The organism is Paraburkholderia sp. BL23I1N1 (assembly GCF_003610295.1).
In the GTDB taxonomy this organism is placed as follows: domain Bacteria; phylum Pseudomonadota; class Gammaproteobacteria; order Burkholderiales; family Burkholderiaceae; genus Paraburkholderia.
Genome location: NZ_RAPV01000001.1, coordinates 3,515,286 through 3,534,827, shown reverse-complemented (window position 1 = coordinate 3,534,827; position 19,542 = coordinate 3,515,286). Strand labels below are relative to the sequence as shown.

Sequence of the window (19,542 nt, the reverse complement as noted above, 5' to 3'; positions counted from 1 at the left end):
CGCCGCGACGATGCGCGACGAGTTCGACGAGCCGCAACCGGCGCTTGAAGCCAGCCCGGTCGCCGAAGTACCGGCGGCCGAGGCGCCTGCACTCCTGTTGCCGCAGGTGCCCGCCGGTATCCGGCTGTTGAACCGCGATTTTCTGTCCGATGTGGCGAACATCCCCGACGGGTCGATCGACCTGATCCTTTGCGATCCGCCTTACGGGCTCGGCAAGGATTACGGCAACGACTCCGACATGCGCTCCGGTGAGGATTTCCTCGCCTGGACGCGTGGCTGGCTCGAACTGGCTATTCCGAAGCTCAAGCCGTCGGGTTCGCTCTATATCTTCTGCACGTGGCAGTACGCACCGGAAATATTCAGCTTCCTGAAGACAAAACTCACGATGATCAACGAAATCATCTGGGACCGGCGCGTGCCGAGCATGGGCGGAACGGTGCGCCGTTTCACCTCGGTGCATGACAACATCGGCTTTTTCGCGGTGTCGAAAGATTATTTTTTCGATCTCGATCCCGTCCGCATCCCGTACGATGCCGTCACGAAGAAGGCGCGATCGCGTAAATTGTTCGAAGGGAGCAAGTGGCTGGAGCTTGGCTATAATCCGAAAGACGTCTGGTCGGTATCGCGACTGCATCGGCAACACGCCGAACGCGTCGATCACCCGACCCAGAAGCCTCTGGAAATCGTCGAGCGGATGGTGCTGGCAAGTTGTCCAAAGGGCGGGCGCGTGCTCGACCCGTTCATGGGCAGCGGCACCACCGCAGTCGCTTGCGCCCGGCAGCAGCGCGAATTCGTCGGCTATGAGATCAATGAAAGTTACTGCGCAATAGCGCGCGAACGCGTTAGCGCGGCCGCGTCGGCGCCCACTGCTGCTCGCAAAACCCGCAAAGTTGCGGCCAAAGCCGAGCAGCAAACCGAGACGCAATAAGCGCGCAGTAGCTTAAAAATCCGAGAATATTCCATGTCCCGTATCAAGAACACGTTTGCCGCGTTGTCTGCCCAGGGTAAGAAAGGCCTGATTCCGTTCATGACGGCCGGCGACCCGGATCCGGCGCGCACGGTCGAATTCATGCACGCGCTCGCCGCGGGCGGTGCCGATGTGATCGAACTCGGCGTGCCGTTTTCCGACCCGATGGCCGATGGCCCGGTGATCCAGCAATCGTCCGAACGCGCGTTGGCGCATGGTGTGTCGCTGCGTCACGTGCTGGCCGATGTGAAGCGCTTCCGCGAAACCGACGACAAGACGCCGGTGGTGCTGATGGGCTACGCCAATCCGATCGAGCGCATGGGCACTGAAGCGTTCGCCAAAGCGGCCAAGGAAGCCGGAGTGGACGGCGTGTTGGTTGTCGACTACCCGCCTGAAGAGTGTGTTAACTTCGCCGAACAGATGCGATCCGCCGGCATCGATCCGATCTTTTTGCTTGCGCCCACGTCCACGGACGAGCGCATCGCGGAAGTCGGCAAAATTGCCAGCGGCTACGTCTATTATGTGTCGTTGAAAGGCGTGACCGGCGCGGCAAATCTGGACGTTTCCAGCATCGCGAGTAAAATCCCGGCCATCAAGTCGCGCGTACCCCTGCCGGTGGGCGTCGGTTTCGGCATCCGTGACGCGCAAACGGCGCGTTCGGTGGCGGAAGTTTCCGATGCCGTCGTGATCGGCAGCCGTATCGTGCAATTGCTCGAACAAGCGGCCCCCGAAACCGCCGCCGAGACGCTCACGCGCTTCATTGCTGAAGTGCGCGAGGCGCTCGATAGCGTCGCGAGTGCCCGATAACAGTTATTTATGTCGTCTGTAGTGTGAACGGCGGGTTCATCCCCGCCGTTTGCGCAACCGCTGACCCCAGAAGGATTCAATATGAGCTGGCTCGATAAGCTGCTGCCGCCGAAAATCAAACAAACCGACCCGAAGAGCCGCAAGGGGATTCCGGAAGGCCTGTGGATCAAGTGCCCGTCGTGCGAAGCCGTGCTGTACCGCAATGACGTCGAGGCCAATCTGCACGTTTGTCCGAAGTGCGACCATCACATGCGCATCGGCGCGCGTGAGCGGCTCGACGGCCTGCTCGATCCGGAAGGCCGCTATGAAATCGGCCAGGAAATCGTGCCGGTCGACGCGCTCAAGTTCAAAGACAGCCGCAAGTACCCGGATCGCCTGAAAGAGGCGATGGACGAGACCGACGAAACCGACGCGATGGTCGTGATGGGCGGCGCCATCCACACGCTGCCGGTGGTGGTCGCGTGCTTCGAGTTCTCGTTCATGGGCGGCTCGATGGGTTCGGTGGTCGGCGAGCGTTTCGCGCGCGGCGCACAGAACGCGCTCGAACAGAAAGTGCCGTTTATCTGCTTCACCGCTTCGGGCGGCGCGCGGATGCAGGAAAGCCTGCTCTCGCTAATGCAAATGGCGAAGACCACCGCCATGCTGACCAAGCTCGCCGAAGCCAAGCTGCCGTTCATTTCCGTGCTGACCGATCCGACCATGGGCGGCGTGTCGGCGAGTTTCGCGTTCCTCGGCGACGTCGTGATTGCCGAGCCGAAGGCGTTGATCGGCTTTGCCGGCCCGCGCGTGATCGAACAAACCGTGCGTGAAAAGCTGCCGGAAGGCTTCCAGCGCGCCGAGTTCCTGCTGACGAAGGGCGCGGTCGACATGATCGTCGACCGTCGCAAGCTGCGTGAAGAGATTGCGCAATTGATGGCGCTGCTGAGCCATCAGCCGGCGGACGCAGTGGCGTAAGCCTTCGCGTTACTGCCGCCGCACACCCCGTCGGGCGTGGCAGTCGGCAAAAACCAGCCAATAAAGCAGTCAAAAAAATAGCGCGCCGCGAGAGTCATCAAGCGGCGCGCTGTCATTTCCGGGATAATCACGGTCTCGCAACGCAGCACAGATTCACTCGATGACCACATTCCCCACCCTCGACGCGTGGCTCACGCATCTTGAATCCGCGCATCCGGTCGGCATCGACATGGGATTGGGCCGTATCAGCCAGGTACGTGACGCGATGCAATTGTCGTTCGCGTGCCCGATCATCACGGTCGGCGGCACGAACGGCAAGGGTTCGACCTGCGCGATTCTCGAATCGATTTTGCTGCGCGCGGGTTTCACGGTCGGCTGCCACACGTCGCCGCATCTGCTGTCGTTCAATGAGCGGGCGCGCGTGAACGGTGAAATGGCGAGCGACACCGATCTGCTGCCGCATTTCGAAGCCGTCGAAGCCGCTCGCCTGAGCCTCGCCGAACCGGTCACGCTGACCTACTTCGAATTCACGACGCTGGCGATCATGAGCCTGTTCGCCTCGCGCGGACTGGACGCGGTGATCTTCGAGGTCGGCCTGGGCGGTCGTCTCGACGCGGTCAACATCCTCGACGCGGACTGCGCGATCATCACCAGCATCGATATCGACCACACGGAATATCTCGGCGATACCCGGGAGAAAATCGGCTTCGAAAAAGCCGGCATTTTCCGTCCGGGCAAGCCGGCGATCTGCGCCGATCCGGTGCCGCCGCAAAGCCTGATCGATTACGCCGAAAAGATCGGCGCCGAACTGTGGCTATTCGGGCGCGATTTCCGCTATGAGGGGCAGGCAGGCAGCGAGCGCCAGCAGTGGAGCTACGTGGGCCCGACCATGCGCCGTTCCGCGCTCGCCTATCCGGCGTTGCGCGGCGCGAATCAGTTGATCAACACGTCGGCGGCACTGGCCGGTCTTGAAGCGCTGCGCGACCGTTTGCCTGTGTCGGCGCAAGACATACGGCTTGGTCTCGCCAACGTCGAATTGCCGGGGCGCTTTCAGGTGTTGCCCGGCAAGCCGGCCATCGTGCTCGACGTCGGCCATAACCCGCATGCCGCAGCGGTGTTGACGCAAAACCTCGGCAACATGGGCTTTTTCCCGTACACCTACGCCGTGTTCGGCGCGATGCGCGACAAGGACATTGCCGGCGTGCTGACGCACCTGAAAGGCGAAATCGACCACTGGTGCGTGACCGATTTGCCGACCCCGCGTGCGGCTTCGGCGGAAGAACTCGAAGCGGCTTTACGCGAGCAGGGCGTAAGTGACGGCAACGACAGCAGCGTGACGCGTTACGCAACACCGGCAGAAGCATTCCAAGACGCGCTAAAACGGGCGTCAGAGAATGATAGAATTGTGGTTTTCGGCAGTTTCTATACGGTAGCAGGCGTTATCGCCTACCGTAAATCGCAGCAACACTGAACGGGCACCAGGCTCGAACCAAGCGATTCATGGGAATTTTCTCGTTCGGCAAGAAAGACGACGCGCCCAGCCGGCGCGGCGCAAACACCAGTTCCACCCGGGCCGCCCGTGGCGAGCGCGTGGAGCGGCGAACCCGCCGCACGGAGCGCACCGTGGATGCCGATGCGATGCTGCTCGACCCTACGTTGCCTGAAAAGCAGCGTGCGCGGCGCAGGCTCGTCGGCGCGGTCGCGCTGGTCGTCGCGGCGGTGGTGATCCTGCCCATGGTGCTGGATTCACACCCGAAGCCGGTCACAGACGACATCTCGATCGACATTCCGAGCCGTCCCGCACCGAAGCTCGCCAAGACCGACGAAGACACGCAGGCCGGCGTAGCACCGGATAACCCAGCGCCCGACGCGGCACTTGCCGCTTCCGGCCTTGCGCCGACAACGGCAGCCACGCAAGGCCAGTCCGGCGCCGCTCAGCAGCAGAGCGCGGCTACGGACACAGCACCCGCAGCCAAGCCGGCTGTGAAACCGCAAGCGCCCGCCATTGCCGCCAATACGGCACCTGCAGCGCCTGTAACGGCCGCCAAACCGGCCAAGCCAACAAACACGGCCAAACCGACCAACGCACCCGCCACGCAAAGCGTGGCGAACGCTCCAGCACCGAGCGAAGACAGCGCGAATACTGCCGCCGCAAGCGCGGATGGCAATTCCGGCACGCCAGCATCGCCCCCGGGCAGCCGTTTCGCCGTCCAGCTGGGCGCATTTGCGAACGACGCCAACGCACGTAATTGGGCCGCCAAGTTGAAAGCGGCGGGAGTGCCCGCATATACCGAACATCGGAAGCAGGCCGACGGCTCGACACTCACCCTATTGCGCGCCGGCCCGTTCGCCGACCGTGCAGCGGCCAGCGCCGCGATTGCGAAGGTTCGTGAGGCCGGCTTGACGTCGGGCGCGAACGGCGGCGCTGCACAGTAAGCGAGCGATGTTCACTGCCTTCGACTACGCTGTAATGGCGGTGATCGGTTTGTCGGCCTTGCGTGGCACATGGCGCGGGTTTTTGTCCGAGATATTTGGGCTGATCGGCTGGATCGCGGCGTTTTTCATTGCGTGCCGCTTCGTCGGTTATGTTGTGCCGTTGATTCCCGCCATGTGGCCGGGTGGCGCGCTGACCCAGTGGCTCCTGGCGTTCGCGCTGGTGGTGATCGGCGTGGTGCTGGTGGCAAGCGTGCTGAACGCGTTGCTGAGCCGCGTTGTGCAGGCAACCGGCTTGAGCGGCGTGGACCGCTCGCTCGGTTTGATGTTTGGCCTCGTGCGCGGGGTCATTCTGGTGCTGATTCTGGTCGCCCTCGCAGGCTTGACTGAACTGCCCCAACAGGAATTCTGGCGCAACGCCTTGCTTCGGCCCTATGCGGTCGAGGGCGTGCACGTAATGAAACCGCTGCTTCCCGAGACGCTCGCTGCCTACGTCCGCGTGTGACGATCAGGCGGGTGGCCACGGGAAGTTCGCAGGACTCCGGCGCAATCCGGTTGCCTCTACATACCGTCGCGTACCCACGCGCTGCATCGCAGGCACCGGCCGCCGTTACGAATTTCGTACCTTTGAAGGACATGCCATGTGCGGCATCGTAGGCGTAGTTTCCCACTCTCCGGTCAATCAGCTGATCTATGACAGCCTGCTGCTTCTGCAGCACCGCGGTCAGGACGCCGCCGGTATCGCGACAGCGAACGGCAGCAACTTCCACATGCACAAGGCCAACGGCATGGTGCGCGACGTGTTCCGCACGCGCAACATGCGCAGTCTGCCCGGCACCACCGGGATCGGCCAGGTCCGTTACCCGACCGCCGGTTCGGCCTCGAGCGAAGAAGAAGCCCAGCCGTTCTACGTGAACGCGCCGTTCGGCATCATCCTCGCGCACAACGGCAATCTGACCAACTGGCAGCAACTGAAAGATGAGATGTTCCGCATCGATCGCCGCCATATCAACACCAACTCCGACACTGAAGTAATGCTCAACGTGCTCGCGCACGAATTGCAGCTCTCCAGTTCGAGTCTGCAACTCGATCCGGCCGCGCTGTTCAAGGCGGTGTCGGGCGTGCATCGCCGGGTGCGAGGTTCGTACGCGATCGTGTCGCTGATCGCCGGCTACGGTTTGCTCGGTTTCCGCGACCCGTTCGGCATTCGCCCGCTGTGCCTCGGCAAGCAGGAAACATCGGAAGGCGTTGAGTGGATCCTGGCGTCGGAATCGGTCGCGATTGAAGGTATCGGTTTCGAATTTGTGCGCGACATTGCGCCGGGCGAAGCGATTTTCATCGACCTCGAAGGCAATCTGCACTCGCAGCAATGTGCGACGAATCCGAGCCTGAACCCGTGCATTTTCGAACTCGTGTACCTCGCGCGTCCGGACTCGGTGCTCGACGGCGTGCCGGTCTACAACGTGCGTTTGCGCATGGGCGATTACCTCGCCGAGAAGATCAAGCGCGAATTGCCCGACGTCCCAATCGACGTCGTGATGCCGATTCCCGATTCGTCCCGTCCGGCCGCGATGCAGGTCGCGAAGAAACTGGGTGTGGAGTATCGCGAAGGCTTCTTCAAGAACCGTTACGTGGGCCGCACCTTCATCATGCCGGGCCAGGCGATGCGCAAGAAGTCGGTGCGCCAGAAGCTGAACGCAATGGGCATCGAGTTCAAGGGCAAGAACGTGCTGATCGTCGACGATTCGATCGTGCGCGGCACCACTTCGCACGAAATCGTGCAGATGGCGCGCGACGCCGGCGCGAACAAGGTGATCTTCGCTTCGGCGGCGCCGCCGGTGAAGTACCCGAACGTCTACGGTATCGACATGCCGACCCGCGGTGAACTCGTCGCCCATGGCCGCACGGATGATGAAGTCGCGCGCATGATCGGCGCCGACCATCTCGTTTATCAGGACGTCGACGCGCTCAAGCAGGCGGTGCGCGACATCAACCCGGCGCTGAAGGAATTCGAAGCCTCGTGCTTCGACGGCAACTATGTGACCGGCGACGTGACCACCGAGTATCTCGACCGCATTGAAACCGCGCGCCTCGCACCGTCCTCGCAATCGGACCGCGACGCCGCGAGCGAAGCGGCCGAAGGCGGCCCGGCACGTTCGCAACTGCATCTGCAATTGTCGGTCGGTTGAGTGATAACGCTCACGGCGTGGCCCGCTGCACGCCACGCCGCGAGCGTGTTAGCATGACGGCTTGCGTCGATTTGATCTCAGCTTGCGGACGCGGGGCAACCCAAAACAGCTAAAGCGAATGGTGGAAAAGCCGCAGTCATCCGCCTCCGCTCCAGCTTTCCCCGCACATGAAGCCCGCTTATGCCGACGCAAAAGCGGGCTTTTTTGTTGTTGCCGTTTGGCGTGATGCGCGCTTTTCACGTGAATCACGTGAGCCGTAGACGCCGAACCCAGCCATGGAACATTGGAAACCAGAACTAACATGGACGACTCCCTGAACTTCGACACGCTGGCAGTCCGCTCGGGCACAGTGCGCAGCGACTTCAACGAACATTCGGAAGCGATTTTCCTGACGTCGAGCTTCGTCTTCGCGAGTGCCGCGGACGCCGCCGAAAAATTCAAGAATTCCGAAGACAACTACACCTATTCGCGCTTCACGAACCCGACCGTTTCGATGTTCCAGGACCGTCTGGCGGTGCTCGAAGGCGGCGAAGCGTGCATGGCGACGGCTTCGGGGATGGCCGCGATCATGTCGGTGGTGATGTGCACGCTGCAGGCCGGCGACCATCTGGTCAGCTCGCAGGCGCTGTTCGGTTCGACGCTCGGCATGTTCTCGCAGATCTTCAGCAAGTTCGGCATCACGACAACCTTTGTCGATCCGACCGATCTGGATGCGTGGAAAAACGCCGTGCGCCCGGAGACGAAGATGTTCTTCCTCGAAACGCCGTCGAACCCACTGACCGAAGTCGCCGATATCGAAGCGATCAGCAAGATCGCGAAGGCGGCCAATGCGATATTCGTGGTCGACAACTGCTTCTGTAGCCCGGCGTTGCAGCAGCCGCTGAAGCTCGGCGCGGACGTCGTGATGCATTCGGCCACCAAGTTCCTCGACGGCCAGGGGCGTGTGCTTGGCGGCGCGCTGGTCGGCTCGAAGCAATTCATCATGGAAAAGGTGTTTCCGTTCGTGCGCAGTGCCGGGCCGACGCTATCCGCGTTCAATGCCTGGGTGCTGCTCAAGGGCATGGAAACGTTGTCGCTGCGGGTTGAAAAGCAGTCGGCGAATGCGCTCGACATCGCGCGCTGGCTGGAAACGCATCCGGCGGTGAACCGCGTGTTCTATCCGGGGCTCGAATCGCATCCGCAGCATGCGCTGGCCATGCGTCAGCAGAAGGCGGGTGGCGCGATCCTGTCGTTCGAACTGAAGGGCGATACGCCTGAGCAGATGCGCGCGAACGCCTGGCGCGTGATCGACAGCACGAAGATCTGCTCGATCACCGGCAACCTTGGCGATACGCGTACCACCATCACGCATCCGGCGACCACCACGCATGCTCGCGTGACGCCGGAAGCGCGCGCGGCTGCGGGCATTAGCGAAGGCCTGATCCGGCTTGCGGTGGGTCTGGAAAACGCCGGCGATATCCGCGGCGATCTGGAGCGCGGTCTGGTAGGTTGATCACGCCGGGCACGTGCAGCAGGAGAGCACCAAGAAGCGCGGGCCGCCTTTCAGGTGGCTCGCGGACTGCACGAACTCAATGGCGCAACGCGCGCCATTGACCGGGCGCCAGCCCGAAACGCCGCGTAAATGCGTGAGTGAAGGCGCTCTGATCGCCAAAGCCGATTTCCAGCGCGATGTCGCTGAGCGATAGACGTGGATCGGACAGCAAGTCAAGAGACGTATCGAGCCGCAGGCGCTGCAAATAGCGATGTGGTGTTTCGCCGAAGGCGTCGATAAAAAGCTGATGAAAGCGGCGCATGCCGAAGCCGCAGTGCGCGGCAAGGTCGGCGATACGCAGCGGTTCCGACAGATGCGCGCGCAGCCAGCGGTCGATGCGCGCGAAGTCCAAGCCGGCGCCGTACGCCTGCGCTCCGGCCACCGTGCCGGTATCGGCCACCAACGCCGCGCCCAATCGTGCGGCAGCGTCCCATTGAAAACGCCGGGTGTCCAGATCGTCGGCTTGCGCACCGCCTGTGGCGCGCGCGGCAATCCGATGCACGAGTTGCGTGAGTGAGACATCCACCGTCACTGCCCGTGCGCGGTCGAACAGACGCTCCGGCACGGCCAGCGAGGCGGCCGGCAAATCCAGCACCAATTGCCGGTTCTCGCCGATGCCCGCGTAATCGTGCCGCGCCCCGGCCGGGATGAGCCAGGCGGAGCCGGCGTCGATCTGATGCGCAACGCCGTCTACCGCCATCACCATCGCGCCGTCGAGCCCGAGCACGACCTGGTGAAAGTCGTGCACGTCCGACGCCTCGATCGCGCCGTAGCGGCGCAACGAAACGCTAGGTGCGATGACGGCGGGGTGACTCATTGGCGCAGCGCGATGGCGAAACAGTAAAAACTTAGACGTCGAGCAGTTCGACTTCGAACACGAGCGTTGCATTCGGCGGAATCACGCCGCCTGCGCCACGCACGCCGTAGCCGAGTTGCGGCGGAATCGTCAGCTTGCGCGTGCCGCCAACCTTCATGCCTTGCACGCCTTCGTCCCAGCCCTTGATGACCATGCCGCCGCCCAGCACGAACGCGAACGGGTCGTTGCGGTCCTTGCTCGAGTCAAACTTCTGGCCATCGGTCAGCCAGCCCGTGTAGTGCACGCTGACGGTCTTGCCGGCAACCGCTTCGGCGCCGCTGCCTTCAACGATATCTTCGTATTTCAGGCCGGATTCGGTAGTCACAGTCGACATGTGTTGCTCCTTAGGTCACGTCGTAAAAACCGACATTGTAGGCGTGTTGGCGCCGCATCGCCGAGGATTCCCAGGTGGCATCCCGTTTGCGTCCACGTTAGCCGTTCGGCCAGGCTGGTGGCGCCGGGCAGCATGCCTATAATGGGGTTTCGCTCACTATTTCATGTACTGCCTGAGAGGGCTCGATCGTGACAACGTCTTCCACCGGAACCGTCGGTGCAAATCCGGTTCTTTCCGGCTTCGCCGTCTCCGAACGCACCGCCCATCTGCGCGCGGAGACCGCGCTGTTCATGCGCGACCACGTGCTGTCGCTGGTGTCGCATGACCTGCGGGGGCCGCTCAACGCCATCCATAGCTGGGCGTACGTGCTCGAGCGCAAGCTCGATGCGAACGACCCTAACTCGCAGCGCGCCGTCACCGGGATTCGCAATGGCGTGGACCAGCAGGTGAAGTTGCTGGAGACGATTGTCGATGCCACGCGTGCCGAGACCAAATCGCTGCCGCTGGCTTTGGCGTCGTTTCCGCTGCATCCGCTACTTGATGAAACCGTTGACGAGGTCCGCTCCGGGTTGGCGCGCGCGCGTGGCGTCGAGGTCGCGGTCGAGTCGCAACTCGCTACCGAGCAGCTCAACGGTGATCGTGAGCGCCTGGCCGCCGCGCTTTGGGTGATGCTCACGTTTGCTGTCGAAGCGAGCACGGAGGGCGCCGTCGTCACGCTGGCCACACGTGCGGACGCCACCAGGTGGTACGCCACCGCCACCTTCAAGCAGAGCGCCGCTGCACTAGACAACCCTTCGGTGCCGCATTTGCTGGAAGCTTTTGCCCGCAAACAGGCGCGCGAACCGCGCGAAGCCAAACGGATCGCGTGGGTGTTCGCGCTGTGCAAGCGCGTTGCCGAAGCACACGGCGGCAGTTTCGAGCAAAGCGACGCACCCGAAAGTGAAACTGTTACGCTCGCGCTGCATGTGCCGCTGGCCGCGTCGACGTCAACGTGAGCGGCGGCTTCCGGCACGCGTTCCTGTATTCGATTAACTTTCATCTCGCTTTCGCCCTCTATACTGACAACTTTTGTTGCCGGAGCCCTTCGCTTTGATCCAGGTTGTCGCCCTCATCGGTGCAATGTTTCTCGTTGCCCTCAACGGTTTTTTTGTCGCCGCCGAATTCGGTCTGGTGAAGCTGCGGCAAACCCGCGTGCAGAGCCTTGCCGCCAAACACGGCATGCGCGGGCGTTTGCTGGCGAAGGTGCACGGGCGGCTCGACGCGTATCTGTCCGCCTGCCAGCTCGGCATTACGCTGGCGTCGCTCGGACTCGGCTGGATCGGCGAGCCGGCGTTCGCGGAACTGCTCAACCCGGTCTTCAGCCTGCTTGGCGTGGAATCGGAGAAGCTGATTCACGGCATCTCGTTGTTCTTCGCGTTCTCGTGCATTTCGTTCCTGCATATCGTGGTGGGCGAACTGGCGCCGAAGTCGCTGGCGATTCGTGAAGCGGAAAAGGTTTCGTTGTGGGCCGCCACGCCGCTGTACGGTTTCTACTGGGCGATGTATCCAGCGATCTGGGTGCTCAACACGAGCGCCAATGCCGTGTTGAAACTCGCAGGCCTCGACGCGGACCACGGCCACGATTCGCATTACTCGACCGACGAACTCAAGCTGATCCTGCGCGGCCGCCACGCCAATGTCGCGACTGGGCTCGGTGTCGGCGCGACGGACGGCGCCTACAGCCAGGACGAATGGAACACGATTGCGCATTCGCTGGATTTTTCGCGCATGACCGTCTCGGACCTGATGCGTCCGTCGTATGAAATGGTCGGGATGCGGCGCGATTTGCCGTTGCGCGAAAACATGCAAGTGGTGGCGCGGCACCGTTTCAGCCGCTATCCGTTGTTCGAAGATGCGTCCGGCGAGCGCGTGGCCGGCATGATCCATCTGAAGGATTTGCTGCTGGCGCGGCACGCGGGCAGCACGCTCGACGACCTCTCCAAATATGCGCGGCCCGTGCAGTATGTGAAGCCGGACATGCCGGCGCTCGAACTGTTTCGCCGCTTCCGCAAGGGCGCGCCGCATTTCGCGCTAGTGGGCCATAAGAACTCGAAGCCGATCGGCTTTCTGACGCTGGACAACCTGCTCGGCGCACTGGTGGGGCAGATCCACGACGAATTCCGTCAGGGCGACGCCGACTGGACGCGCATGGACGACGGCACGTTGATGGGCAAGGGCAGCTTGCCCGTGGTGTCGTTGGAACGCGCGCTCGGGATCGACATTGACGAAGGCAACGCGGAATCGGTCGGCGGCCTAGTGATTCAGGCGCTCAACGATCTGCCGAACGAAGGGCAGCGCATTGAGTTCGATCGCTTCGACGTGGTGGTCAAGAAAATGAAGGGCCCTCGCATCGTTCTTGTGCGCGTTTATCCGAAGGTCTTCGACGACGAAGGCGGTTAAAGCACAGGTGCTTAAATCGACCACGACCCACTAAAAATCTCGATCAACTGCGTGGCACACCGTCTTCCACCAACACTGCGATAGGCATTGCACCCAACGCATCGCGCAGATAAAGCAAGCCGTCTTCATCGACCTTAGGCGCCGCCGGGCTCAACCAGTCGAACAGCGCCCGCGCGGCCAGATCCGCAGGCATCTCGATTGCCGTATCGCCCCATTTAGCTGGATCGACCATCGGCAGATCACCGCTTTCACCGAGCAAGCCGGCAGCAAGCCGGCTCGCCACCACCACGGCCCATGCATTCCCGTGCCGCCGTGCAAACGCGATCACATTCGACGCATGCGCACCCCGCACCTCAAGCGGCAGATATTCACTCTGACTCAGTAACTCCGGCAAATGCGCGCGCAACGCCAGCACGCGTTGCACCATCGCGAGCTTCACTCGGCCGTCGCGCCAGCTCGCCAGGAATTCCGAAGGCGGTGTCTGTGCCAGCCACGCCTCACGTTTGGCAAAATCGACGGGCCGGCGATTGTCAGGATCGACCAGACTGAAATCCCACAACTCAGTGCCCTGATAAAGATCGGGAATCCCAGGCGATGTCAGGCGCAACACCGTTTGCTGCAAGCTATTGAGCGCACCGGCACGCCCAATCCGCGCGACGAACGCGGACAACTCGCGCAAGAAACCGTCGCGCCGCTGCGGCGCCAGGATGTCGAACAGGAAATCGCGGCAGCCGGCCTCATAGGCTTCGTCCGGTGCGAGCCAGTTGGTTTGCAGCTTGGCTTCCCGCAGCGCCTTCAACTGCCATTGCGCGACCCGCTCGGCCAGTGCCTTGACGCCGGTTGCATCGTCCGGCTTTAAATCAGGCGGCCAGCAGCCCACCAGCGTCTGATACAGCATCGCCTCGGCGGCGGAGCCCGGCGCCCAATCGTAGCTTGTATCCTCGCCGGCACTGCTGATCGGCTTACCGTCGACGGCACGGCGAAGCGGCGCGTTCAGTGTCGACCACGCGCGCAACCTCGCGCTCCATTCATCCGGGATTTCGCTCAACACGGCAAGCCGCGCGCGCACGTCTTCGCCACGCTTGTGATCATGGGTCGCCGTGGCGAGCATCGCGTGAGGAAAGCGTTGCGAGCGCGCGAGATTCGCCGCATGAAAATGTTCGACCGACAACGCAAACTCGCCCGGGTCCGAGCCGACTTCGTTGCGCGACAGCAAACGCCCATAGCGATAGCACGCTGTATCTTCAATCGCTTTCGCCGCGACCGGCGCGGTCAATTGCGCAAACAGCGTCTGCGCGGTGCGTCGCGCGGAACCTGCATGACTCGGCGCTGCACCATTCGGGCCCTGCTGTTGCGAAGGGGCATTGCCCCGTGCATTCGGCACGTCTTCGGCGCTGCCGCCCAGCCACGCATCCGCGCGGTCGAGCACCTCATAGTCCGCGCGCGAAAGCGTCTGTCTCGCCCCTGCCAGCGCCTGTTCGAAATACACGTTATCGGCAGCGCTGCGCAGCCCGTTCTGTGGATAGATCCGATACACCGGAAAATGCACGACCAGTTCGGTCAGCACGCGCCGCAGCGCGGTGAAGGTGAAATCGCGCGTTGTCAGCGAATCGCGGGCAATACGATGCAACGCGCGCGCTGCGCGGTCCAGTTCCGCCGCGAGATTCTCCGCGAGAATCTTGCGGCGCGCGGCCAGGGCTTCGTGGGCGAAGCGCGGGCTGCGGCCGGTGAGTTCGGCCCACGTCTCCGCGAGCGGCTCGGCGCCGGCCGGATCGTGCAGCAGCGCGCCCACGTCGTTCATGAAATCGTAGCCGGTGGTGCCGTCAATGGGCCAATCGTCGCGCAGCGGTTCGTCGCGGCCGAGAATTTTTTCGACGACCACATACGGCGCGGTGTCGCGCAATTCGGTGAGGCGTTGCCGTAGACGCTGACAGTACTCACGCGGTTCGGCGAGACCATCTATGTGGTCGATCCGCAAACCGTCCACTACGCCTTCCTGATACAGACGGAAAATCAGCGCATGCACGGCCTCGAACACTTCGGGCCGCTCCACGCGCACACCGGCCAGCGTGGAGATGTCGAAGAAACGCCGCCAGTTCACTTCGTCCGACGCGGTGCGCCACCATGCGAGGCGGAAGTGCTGCCGTTCGATCAGCCGATGCAAACGGTCACGCGCTACCGGATCCGCGGGCGCATACGCTTCCAGCACCGATTCGATCGCTGCGGCTCCGGTCTGCGCGACGAACTCGCGCAGCATGTCGCGTCCTTCGGCGGCGCGCGGCTGATCGGCCGGTTGCGTCGTCAGGCCCTGGAAACGTTCGGCCAGTGCGCTGAGATCGGCACGGTCGCCGCTTTGCAGAATCGTCGCGTAGTCGATTGGGCACACCGGTAGCACATGCGGCCCATAGCCGATATAAAAGCGCCCGCTGTCAGCCGCAAAATGCAGCGCAATCCGGGACGCCGCGAGTTCATCTCCGTACGGCGCGCCGAGTGTCGGCACCAGCACCTTGCCGCGCAGCGCCGGATCGGGCGAGTGCCAGTCGACATCGAAATGGCGCGCGTACGTGCTGTGCCGGCCCCATTCGAGGATATCGAGCCACCACGCGTTGCTCGAGCCGCCAACGCCCATATGGTTCGGCACCACGTCGACGATCAGCCCCATGCTGTGCGCGTGCAGTTGATCGGCGAGGCGTTTCAGGCCCGCCTCGCCGCCGCATTCGGCGCTGACCGGGGTGTAGTCGACGGTGTCGTAGCCGTGCAACGAGCCTGGCTCGGCGGTGGTGATCGGCGACGCGTACAGGTGGCTGATGCCGAGCCCGGCGAAGTAGTCGACATGCTTTGCGGCATCGTCGAAGGTAAAGCCTCGATGGAACTGGAGGCGAAGCGTGGAGCGCGGAACGGTCATGGCGTATCAGGCTCCGAAGAAGCGCTGGCAGAGGAAGCAGGAGCGGCTGTTGCACCGCGGCGCGCGCGATCGACGGCCAGCAGACGGTCGCTGAAGGTGTCGTCCTGGAACAATGCGTCGACGGGCAAGGTCACACGGCGGCGCCAGTTCGGATGCTCGTCGATCGAGCCGGGCAGATTCGGCTGCTCGACGAGCGCGAGCAAATCTTCGAGCGGGAACGTGACGAGCGGCCCGGGCGTGGCGGCGACGAAGGCAAGCGCTTCGTCCACGGGCGCTTCGTCGGGCGGCGGCGCGGCCACGTCCGGCACGGCGACGCCGGCGTCCTGGAACGCGCGCCATAACAGCGCGCGATCGGCAGCGCGTTCTGCCTGCGCCACTTCCTCCGCGTCGCGGCCGTCGGCGCGCGCCATCGTCTGACCGATCCGGTTGCGCCACGTGATGTCGCTGCCGCGCCACCAGCCCGCCACGGTCGGCAAATCATGGGTGGTCGTGGTGCCGACCGCGTTACGGTCCCACGCGGACGGTGGCCTGAAACCGTTGCCATCTTCCGCGCCTTCGAACCACAGCACGCGAATGCCGGCGAGACCGTGCTCATCGAGCCGCTCGCGAAAACCGTGCGGCACGGTGCCAAGGTCTTCGCCGATCACGATCGCGCGATGCCGCCACGATTCGAGCGCGATCAGCCGCAGCAGGTCTTCGAGCGGATAGCGCAGATAGGCACCGTGGCGCGCGCTCTCGCCTTCGGGCACGAGCCACAGGCGCCGCAAACCAAGAATGTGGTCGATGCGGATGCCGCCCGCATGCGCGAACGCCGCGCGCAACATGTCGATGAAAGCGGAGAAGCCCTGCGTGCGCATTGCACGCGGCGAGAAGGTAGTGAGCCCCCACGCCTGACCGGCCTGGTTGAACAGATCGGGCGGTGCGCCCACCGAAATACCTTGCAGCATGTCTTCGCGATACGACCATGCATGACTGCCGGCGCTATCGCACCCGACGGCGAGGTCGGCGATCAGGCCGACGGCCATCCCGGCGTCGGTCGCGGCATGTTGCGCGTGCGACAAACCCTTGGCGGCAAGCCACTGCAAAAACAGATGAAAATCGACTTCATGGCGATGCGCTTCGGCAAAGGCTTCAACTTCAGGGCTGCGCGGATCGCGCAACGCTTCAGGCCAATCGCGCCAGTGGCCATGACCGTCCTTTTGAGCCAACTGCACGGCTTGCAGCGCTTCGAAACGTGCGTGATCTTCGAGCGCACGGCCGGCACGTTCGCAGAAACCATGAAATTCGAGTGCGCACGGCGTGTCTCGCGTGCGTTCCTGTGTGCAGAAATTCTCGTATAGCGCGCGTAAAACCTTCAGCTTCAGCACGACCGCGTTCGGCCAATCGATCAGCGGCAAGTCTTCGAGTATCGACCATGCTTCGGTAGCCTGAACGGTCTCGAGCGCGGCGCGCGCGGCATCCGCGCCGAACACCGCGGCGGGATCGATATGCGTGACGTTCAGCCACAAACGCGACGACGGCGAATACGGACTGAAGCGATTCGGCTCGGCGCTGAACATCGCGTGCGTCGGGCTCACCGCGAGCGCATGCGCGCCACGTTTCGCGCTTTCAATCGCCATTTGCGCGAGGGCCGTATAGTCGCCGATGCCGCCATCGCCCGTGCGGCGCAAGCCGTATAACTGCGCGGCAATGCCCCACAGCGGCGGCGCATGTGTCGTGTGTGCCGTGGCGCCGTCGTGCAGCGTGTGCCATGCATCGGCGATGGTGTAGCAACTCGACGGCGCCACGGCCAAGGTCACGCGTTGCTCGTTGATCACCAGCGTGTGATAGCCGGGTTCGTCGATTGGGGTGAGCAATGCTTCCTCGCCTTTAGGCGCGGTGAAGCGCCCGTCGATGATCGAGCCGCTTTCGAGTTCGATCCGGTAGTGACTGCCGGATTTGATCGCCGCGGCCGGCAGCGCGATGCCGCGCTCGACCTCCGCGGTCATCAGCAAAGGCAGTTTGCGGCCGGACAGTTCGGCTTCGAGCGTGGCCGAACTGTGGCGGATTTGCGTGGCGTTTCCGCAAGGCAAACCCATTCGGTCAAGCAGCACGGCGAGCGTGCTTTCCGGCACATGCTGCGTCGTATGGTGCGCATCGCGCCACTCGACCTCGAAGCCGGCGCGAGTGGCAAGGATATCGATCGTATCGGTCGGGCGTCGGGTACTCACGCGTGGTGCTCCTGTTGGCTCGCGATGCGCGCATCGTGGCCGATCGCATAGTCGCTGACGTCTCCGGTCACCCATGCGACAAACGCGTACGACGGCAACACTTTGGCGTCGACCTGCTCGCGCACGCGCGGGGGCGTTTCAAAAATAACTTTGCCCGCAGGCAGATCGGGGAACGCCACGTTTTCCTTCGAGAGATTCAACGCGATCGACAAGGTTTCGCCGTCGCCGAGTTTCCAGCGGCCGATCAGCGCGTTGGCATCGCCGCCGTTTGCAGCGGCTAACACGGTCGAACCGAGCGCCTTGGAATGCTTCAGGCGCGGCGTGATCAGCTTCGCCCGCACGGCGAGCGCGGACATGTAGAAGTGCATCCAGTCGAGGCGGTCTTTCGCGTTGTCATCCGCGGCGGTGCCTTGAACAGGCTCGGGCGGCGACGAGGCCGCGAAGGTTTTCGCGTCGTTCGGATCGGGAATCTGCGCGCGACGCTTTTCGTCGCTGAATGCAGAAAAGCGTGCGAATTCGCGGCGCCGTCCTTCGCGCACGGCGTCCGCCAGTTCGCCGGTGTAGTCGGTGAAAAACAGGAACGGCTGGGTCGAGCCGTATTCCTCGTCCATGAACAGCAGGGGTATTTGCGGCGAGAGCAGCAGCAAACCGGTGACGGCGCGCAAGGCATCGTCCGAGGTCAGTTTGCGCAGACGCTCTCCCAATGCGCGATTGCCGATCTGATCGTGATTCTGCAAGAACATCACGAATGACGTCGTCGGCAGGTGCCGGCTCGGTTCGCCGCGCGGCGCGCCGTCGTGAATCGGCGACGGGTCGCCCTGATACGCAAAGCCCTCCGACAACACGCGCGCGAGACGGCGGATCGGCTGATCTTCGTAGGCGTGGTAATAGCCTTCGGTTTCGCCCGTCAGCAAAACATGCAGCGTGTTGTGCGCATCGTCGTTCCATTGCGCGTCGAAATGCGTTTCCAGCAGGCTCGCACTGTTGTGCTCGTTTTCCAGCACCAGATGCACATGCCGCCCATGCTGCACTTTCGCGCGGATATGGTCGGACAATTCGCGCAGCCACGCAGGATTGTCAATGGCATGCACCGCGTCGAAGCGCAGGCCGTCGAGCCGATATTCGTTGATCCAGTAGACGGCGTTGTCCGTGAAGAAGTCGCTCACTTCACTGCGGCTAAAATCGATCGCGGGGCCCCAGGGCGTGGGCGTGTCCTCGCGGAAAAACGAGCGGGCGTACTCGTGCAGATAATTGCCGTCCGGGCCGAAGTGGTTGTAGACCACGTCGAGAAACACCATCAGGCCGAGACCGTGCGCGGCGTCGATCAGCGCTTTCAGTTCTTCGGGGCGGCCGTACGCGGAATCGGGTGCGTACGGCAGCACGCCGTCGTAGCCCCAATTGTGCTTGCCGGGAAAGTCGTTCAACGGCATCAATTCGATGGCCGTGACGCCGAGCGCGACCAGCGCGGGCAGACGTTTCTGCACGCCCGCGTAGCCGCCCAACGCGCCGACGTGCAACTCGTACAAGACCGTTTCTTCCCACGGGCGGCCGTGCCAGTTCGTATGTTCCCAGTGATACGCGCGCGGGTCGATCACCTCGCTCGGGCCGTGCACGTCTTGCGGTTGGAAGCGCGACGCGGGATCGGGTACCGCATGTTCGCCGTCGAGCCGGAAGCGATACAGCGTGCCGGCGCCGCAGTCGACGGTTGCGTCGAACCAGCCGTTGCCGGTGAATGTCATGTCATGCGCGCCCTGGGCCGGTCCGTTTTCGATGTCCACCTGTACCGTCTTGCACGAAGGCGCCCAGAAACGGAAGCGCGTGCGCGGCTTCGCGCCCGTAGCGCCCAGTAATTGCGCGCTGAACGGCAGGCAATGCGCGTGATGATGCGCGTGAGGATCAATCGGACTTTCGGACATG

At 63.2% G+C, this 19,542-nt stretch carries 15 protein-coding genes; 10 read left to right on the top strand and 5 right to left on the bottom strand.

Features of this window, described 5'->3' with window-relative positions:
* Positions 1–10 precede the first annotated feature (10 nt).
* The 8 genes from B0G76_RS16440 to B0G76_RS16405 all read left to right on the top strand — a co-directional run bounded on the left by B0G76_RS16440 (position 11) and on the right by B0G76_RS16405 (position 8,842).
* The gene (locus B0G76_RS16440; RefSeq protein ID WP_120293550.1) at positions 11–928 is read left to right on the top strand and encodes a site-specific DNA-methyltransferase; all 918 of its coding nucleotides are present in this window, start codon (positions 11–13) and stop codon (positions 926–928) included.
* Between the two features lie 33 nt (positions 929–961).
* Positions 962–1,774: a tryptophan synthase subunit alpha gene (trpA, locus tag B0G76_RS16435; protein WP_120293549.1), complete on the top strand. Its 813-nt coding sequence runs from the start codon at positions 962–964 to the stop codon at positions 1,772–1,774.
* An 81-nt stretch (positions 1,775–1,855) separates the two neighbouring features.
* Positions 1,856–2,728: an acetyl-CoA carboxylase, carboxyltransferase subunit beta gene (accD, locus tag B0G76_RS16430; RefSeq protein WP_120293548.1), complete on the top strand. Its 873-nt coding sequence runs from the start codon at positions 1,856–1,858 to the stop codon at positions 2,726–2,728.
* Between the two features lie 160 nt (positions 2,729–2,888).
* Entirely contained in the window at positions 2,889–4,199 is a 1,311-nt protein-coding gene (gene folC, locus B0G76_RS16425) for a bifunctional tetrahydrofolate synthase/dihydrofolate synthase (protein WP_120293547.1), read from the top strand.
* A 29-nt stretch (positions 4,200–4,228) separates the two neighbouring features.
* Positions 4,229–5,164 carry an SPOR domain-containing protein gene (locus B0G76_RS16420; protein WP_120293546.1) on the top strand — a complete coding sequence of 312 codons (936 nt, stop codon included), beginning with the start codon at positions 4,229–4,231 and terminating at the stop codon, positions 5,162–5,164.
* A gap of 7 nt (positions 5,165–5,171) precedes the next feature.
* Positions 5,172–5,666: a CvpA family protein gene (locus B0G76_RS16415; protein WP_120293545.1), complete on the top strand. Its 495-nt coding sequence runs from the start codon at positions 5,172–5,174 to the stop codon at positions 5,664–5,666.
* Positions 5,667–5,802: 136 nt separating this feature from the next.
* The gene (gene purF, locus B0G76_RS16410) at positions 5,803–7,350 is read left to right on the top strand and encodes an amidophosphoribosyltransferase (RefSeq protein WP_120293544.1); all 1,548 of its coding nucleotides are present in this window, start codon (positions 5,803–5,805) and stop codon (positions 7,348–7,350) included.
* A gap of 301 nt (positions 7,351–7,651) precedes the next feature.
* A complete protein-coding gene (locus B0G76_RS16405) occupies positions 7,652–8,842 on the top strand; it encodes an O-succinylhomoserine sulfhydrylase (RefSeq protein WP_120293543.1) in 1,191 nt (396 codons plus the stop codon).
* Between the two features lie 76 nt (positions 8,843–8,918).
* On the opposite strand, the gene B0G76_RS16400 is transcribed toward B0G76_RS16405, so the two are convergent.
* The gene (locus tag B0G76_RS16400) at positions 8,919–9,698 is read right to left on the bottom strand and encodes an AraC family transcriptional regulator (protein ID WP_120293542.1); all 780 of its coding nucleotides are present in this window, start codon (positions 9,696–9,698) and stop codon (positions 8,919–8,921) included.
* Positions 9,699–9,729: 31 nt separating this feature from the next.
* On the bottom strand, positions 9,730–10,071 hold the full coding sequence (locus tag B0G76_RS16395; protein WP_074770998.1) for an FKBP-type peptidyl-prolyl cis-trans isomerase: 342 nt from the start codon (positions 10,069–10,071) through the stop codon (positions 9,730–9,732).
* A 188-nt stretch (positions 10,072–10,259) separates the two neighbouring features.
* Here B0G76_RS16395 and B0G76_RS16390 point away from each other — a divergent pair, with 188 nt between their 5' ends.
* The gene (locus tag B0G76_RS16390) at positions 10,260–11,066 is read left to right on the top strand and encodes a sensor histidine kinase KdpD (RefSeq protein ID WP_120293541.1); all 807 of its coding nucleotides are present in this window, start codon (positions 10,260–10,262) and stop codon (positions 11,064–11,066) included.
* A 94-nt stretch (positions 11,067–11,160) separates the two neighbouring features.
* Positions 11,161–12,510, top strand: a complete 1,350-nt coding sequence (locus B0G76_RS16385; protein WP_120296439.1) for a hemolysin family protein — start codon at positions 11,161–11,163, stop codon at positions 12,508–12,510.
* 43 nt (positions 12,511–12,553) lie between these two features.
* Here the strand turns inward: B0G76_RS16385 and treY are convergent, their stop codons facing one another.
* The 3 genes from treY to treZ are packed head-to-tail and all read right to left on the bottom strand — an operon-like array spanning position 12,554 to position 19,541.
* On the bottom strand, positions 12,554–15,415 hold the full coding sequence (gene treY, locus B0G76_RS16380) for a malto-oligosyltrehalose synthase (RefSeq protein WP_120293540.1): 2,862 nt from the start codon (positions 15,413–15,415) through the stop codon (positions 12,554–12,556).
* Entirely contained in the window at positions 15,412–17,625 is a 2,214-nt protein-coding gene (gene malQ / locus B0G76_RS16375) for a 4-alpha-glucanotransferase (protein WP_120293539.1), read from the bottom strand. Before malQ ends, treY begins: the two co-directional genes overlap by 4 nt.
* Positions 17,622–19,541, bottom strand: a complete 1,920-nt coding sequence (gene treZ, locus B0G76_RS16370) for a malto-oligosyltrehalose trehalohydrolase (RefSeq protein WP_120293538.1) — start codon at positions 19,539–19,541, stop codon at positions 17,622–17,624. The genes malQ and treZ overlap by 4 nt, the downstream gene beginning before the upstream one ends.
* Position 19,542: the final 1 nt, after the last annotated feature.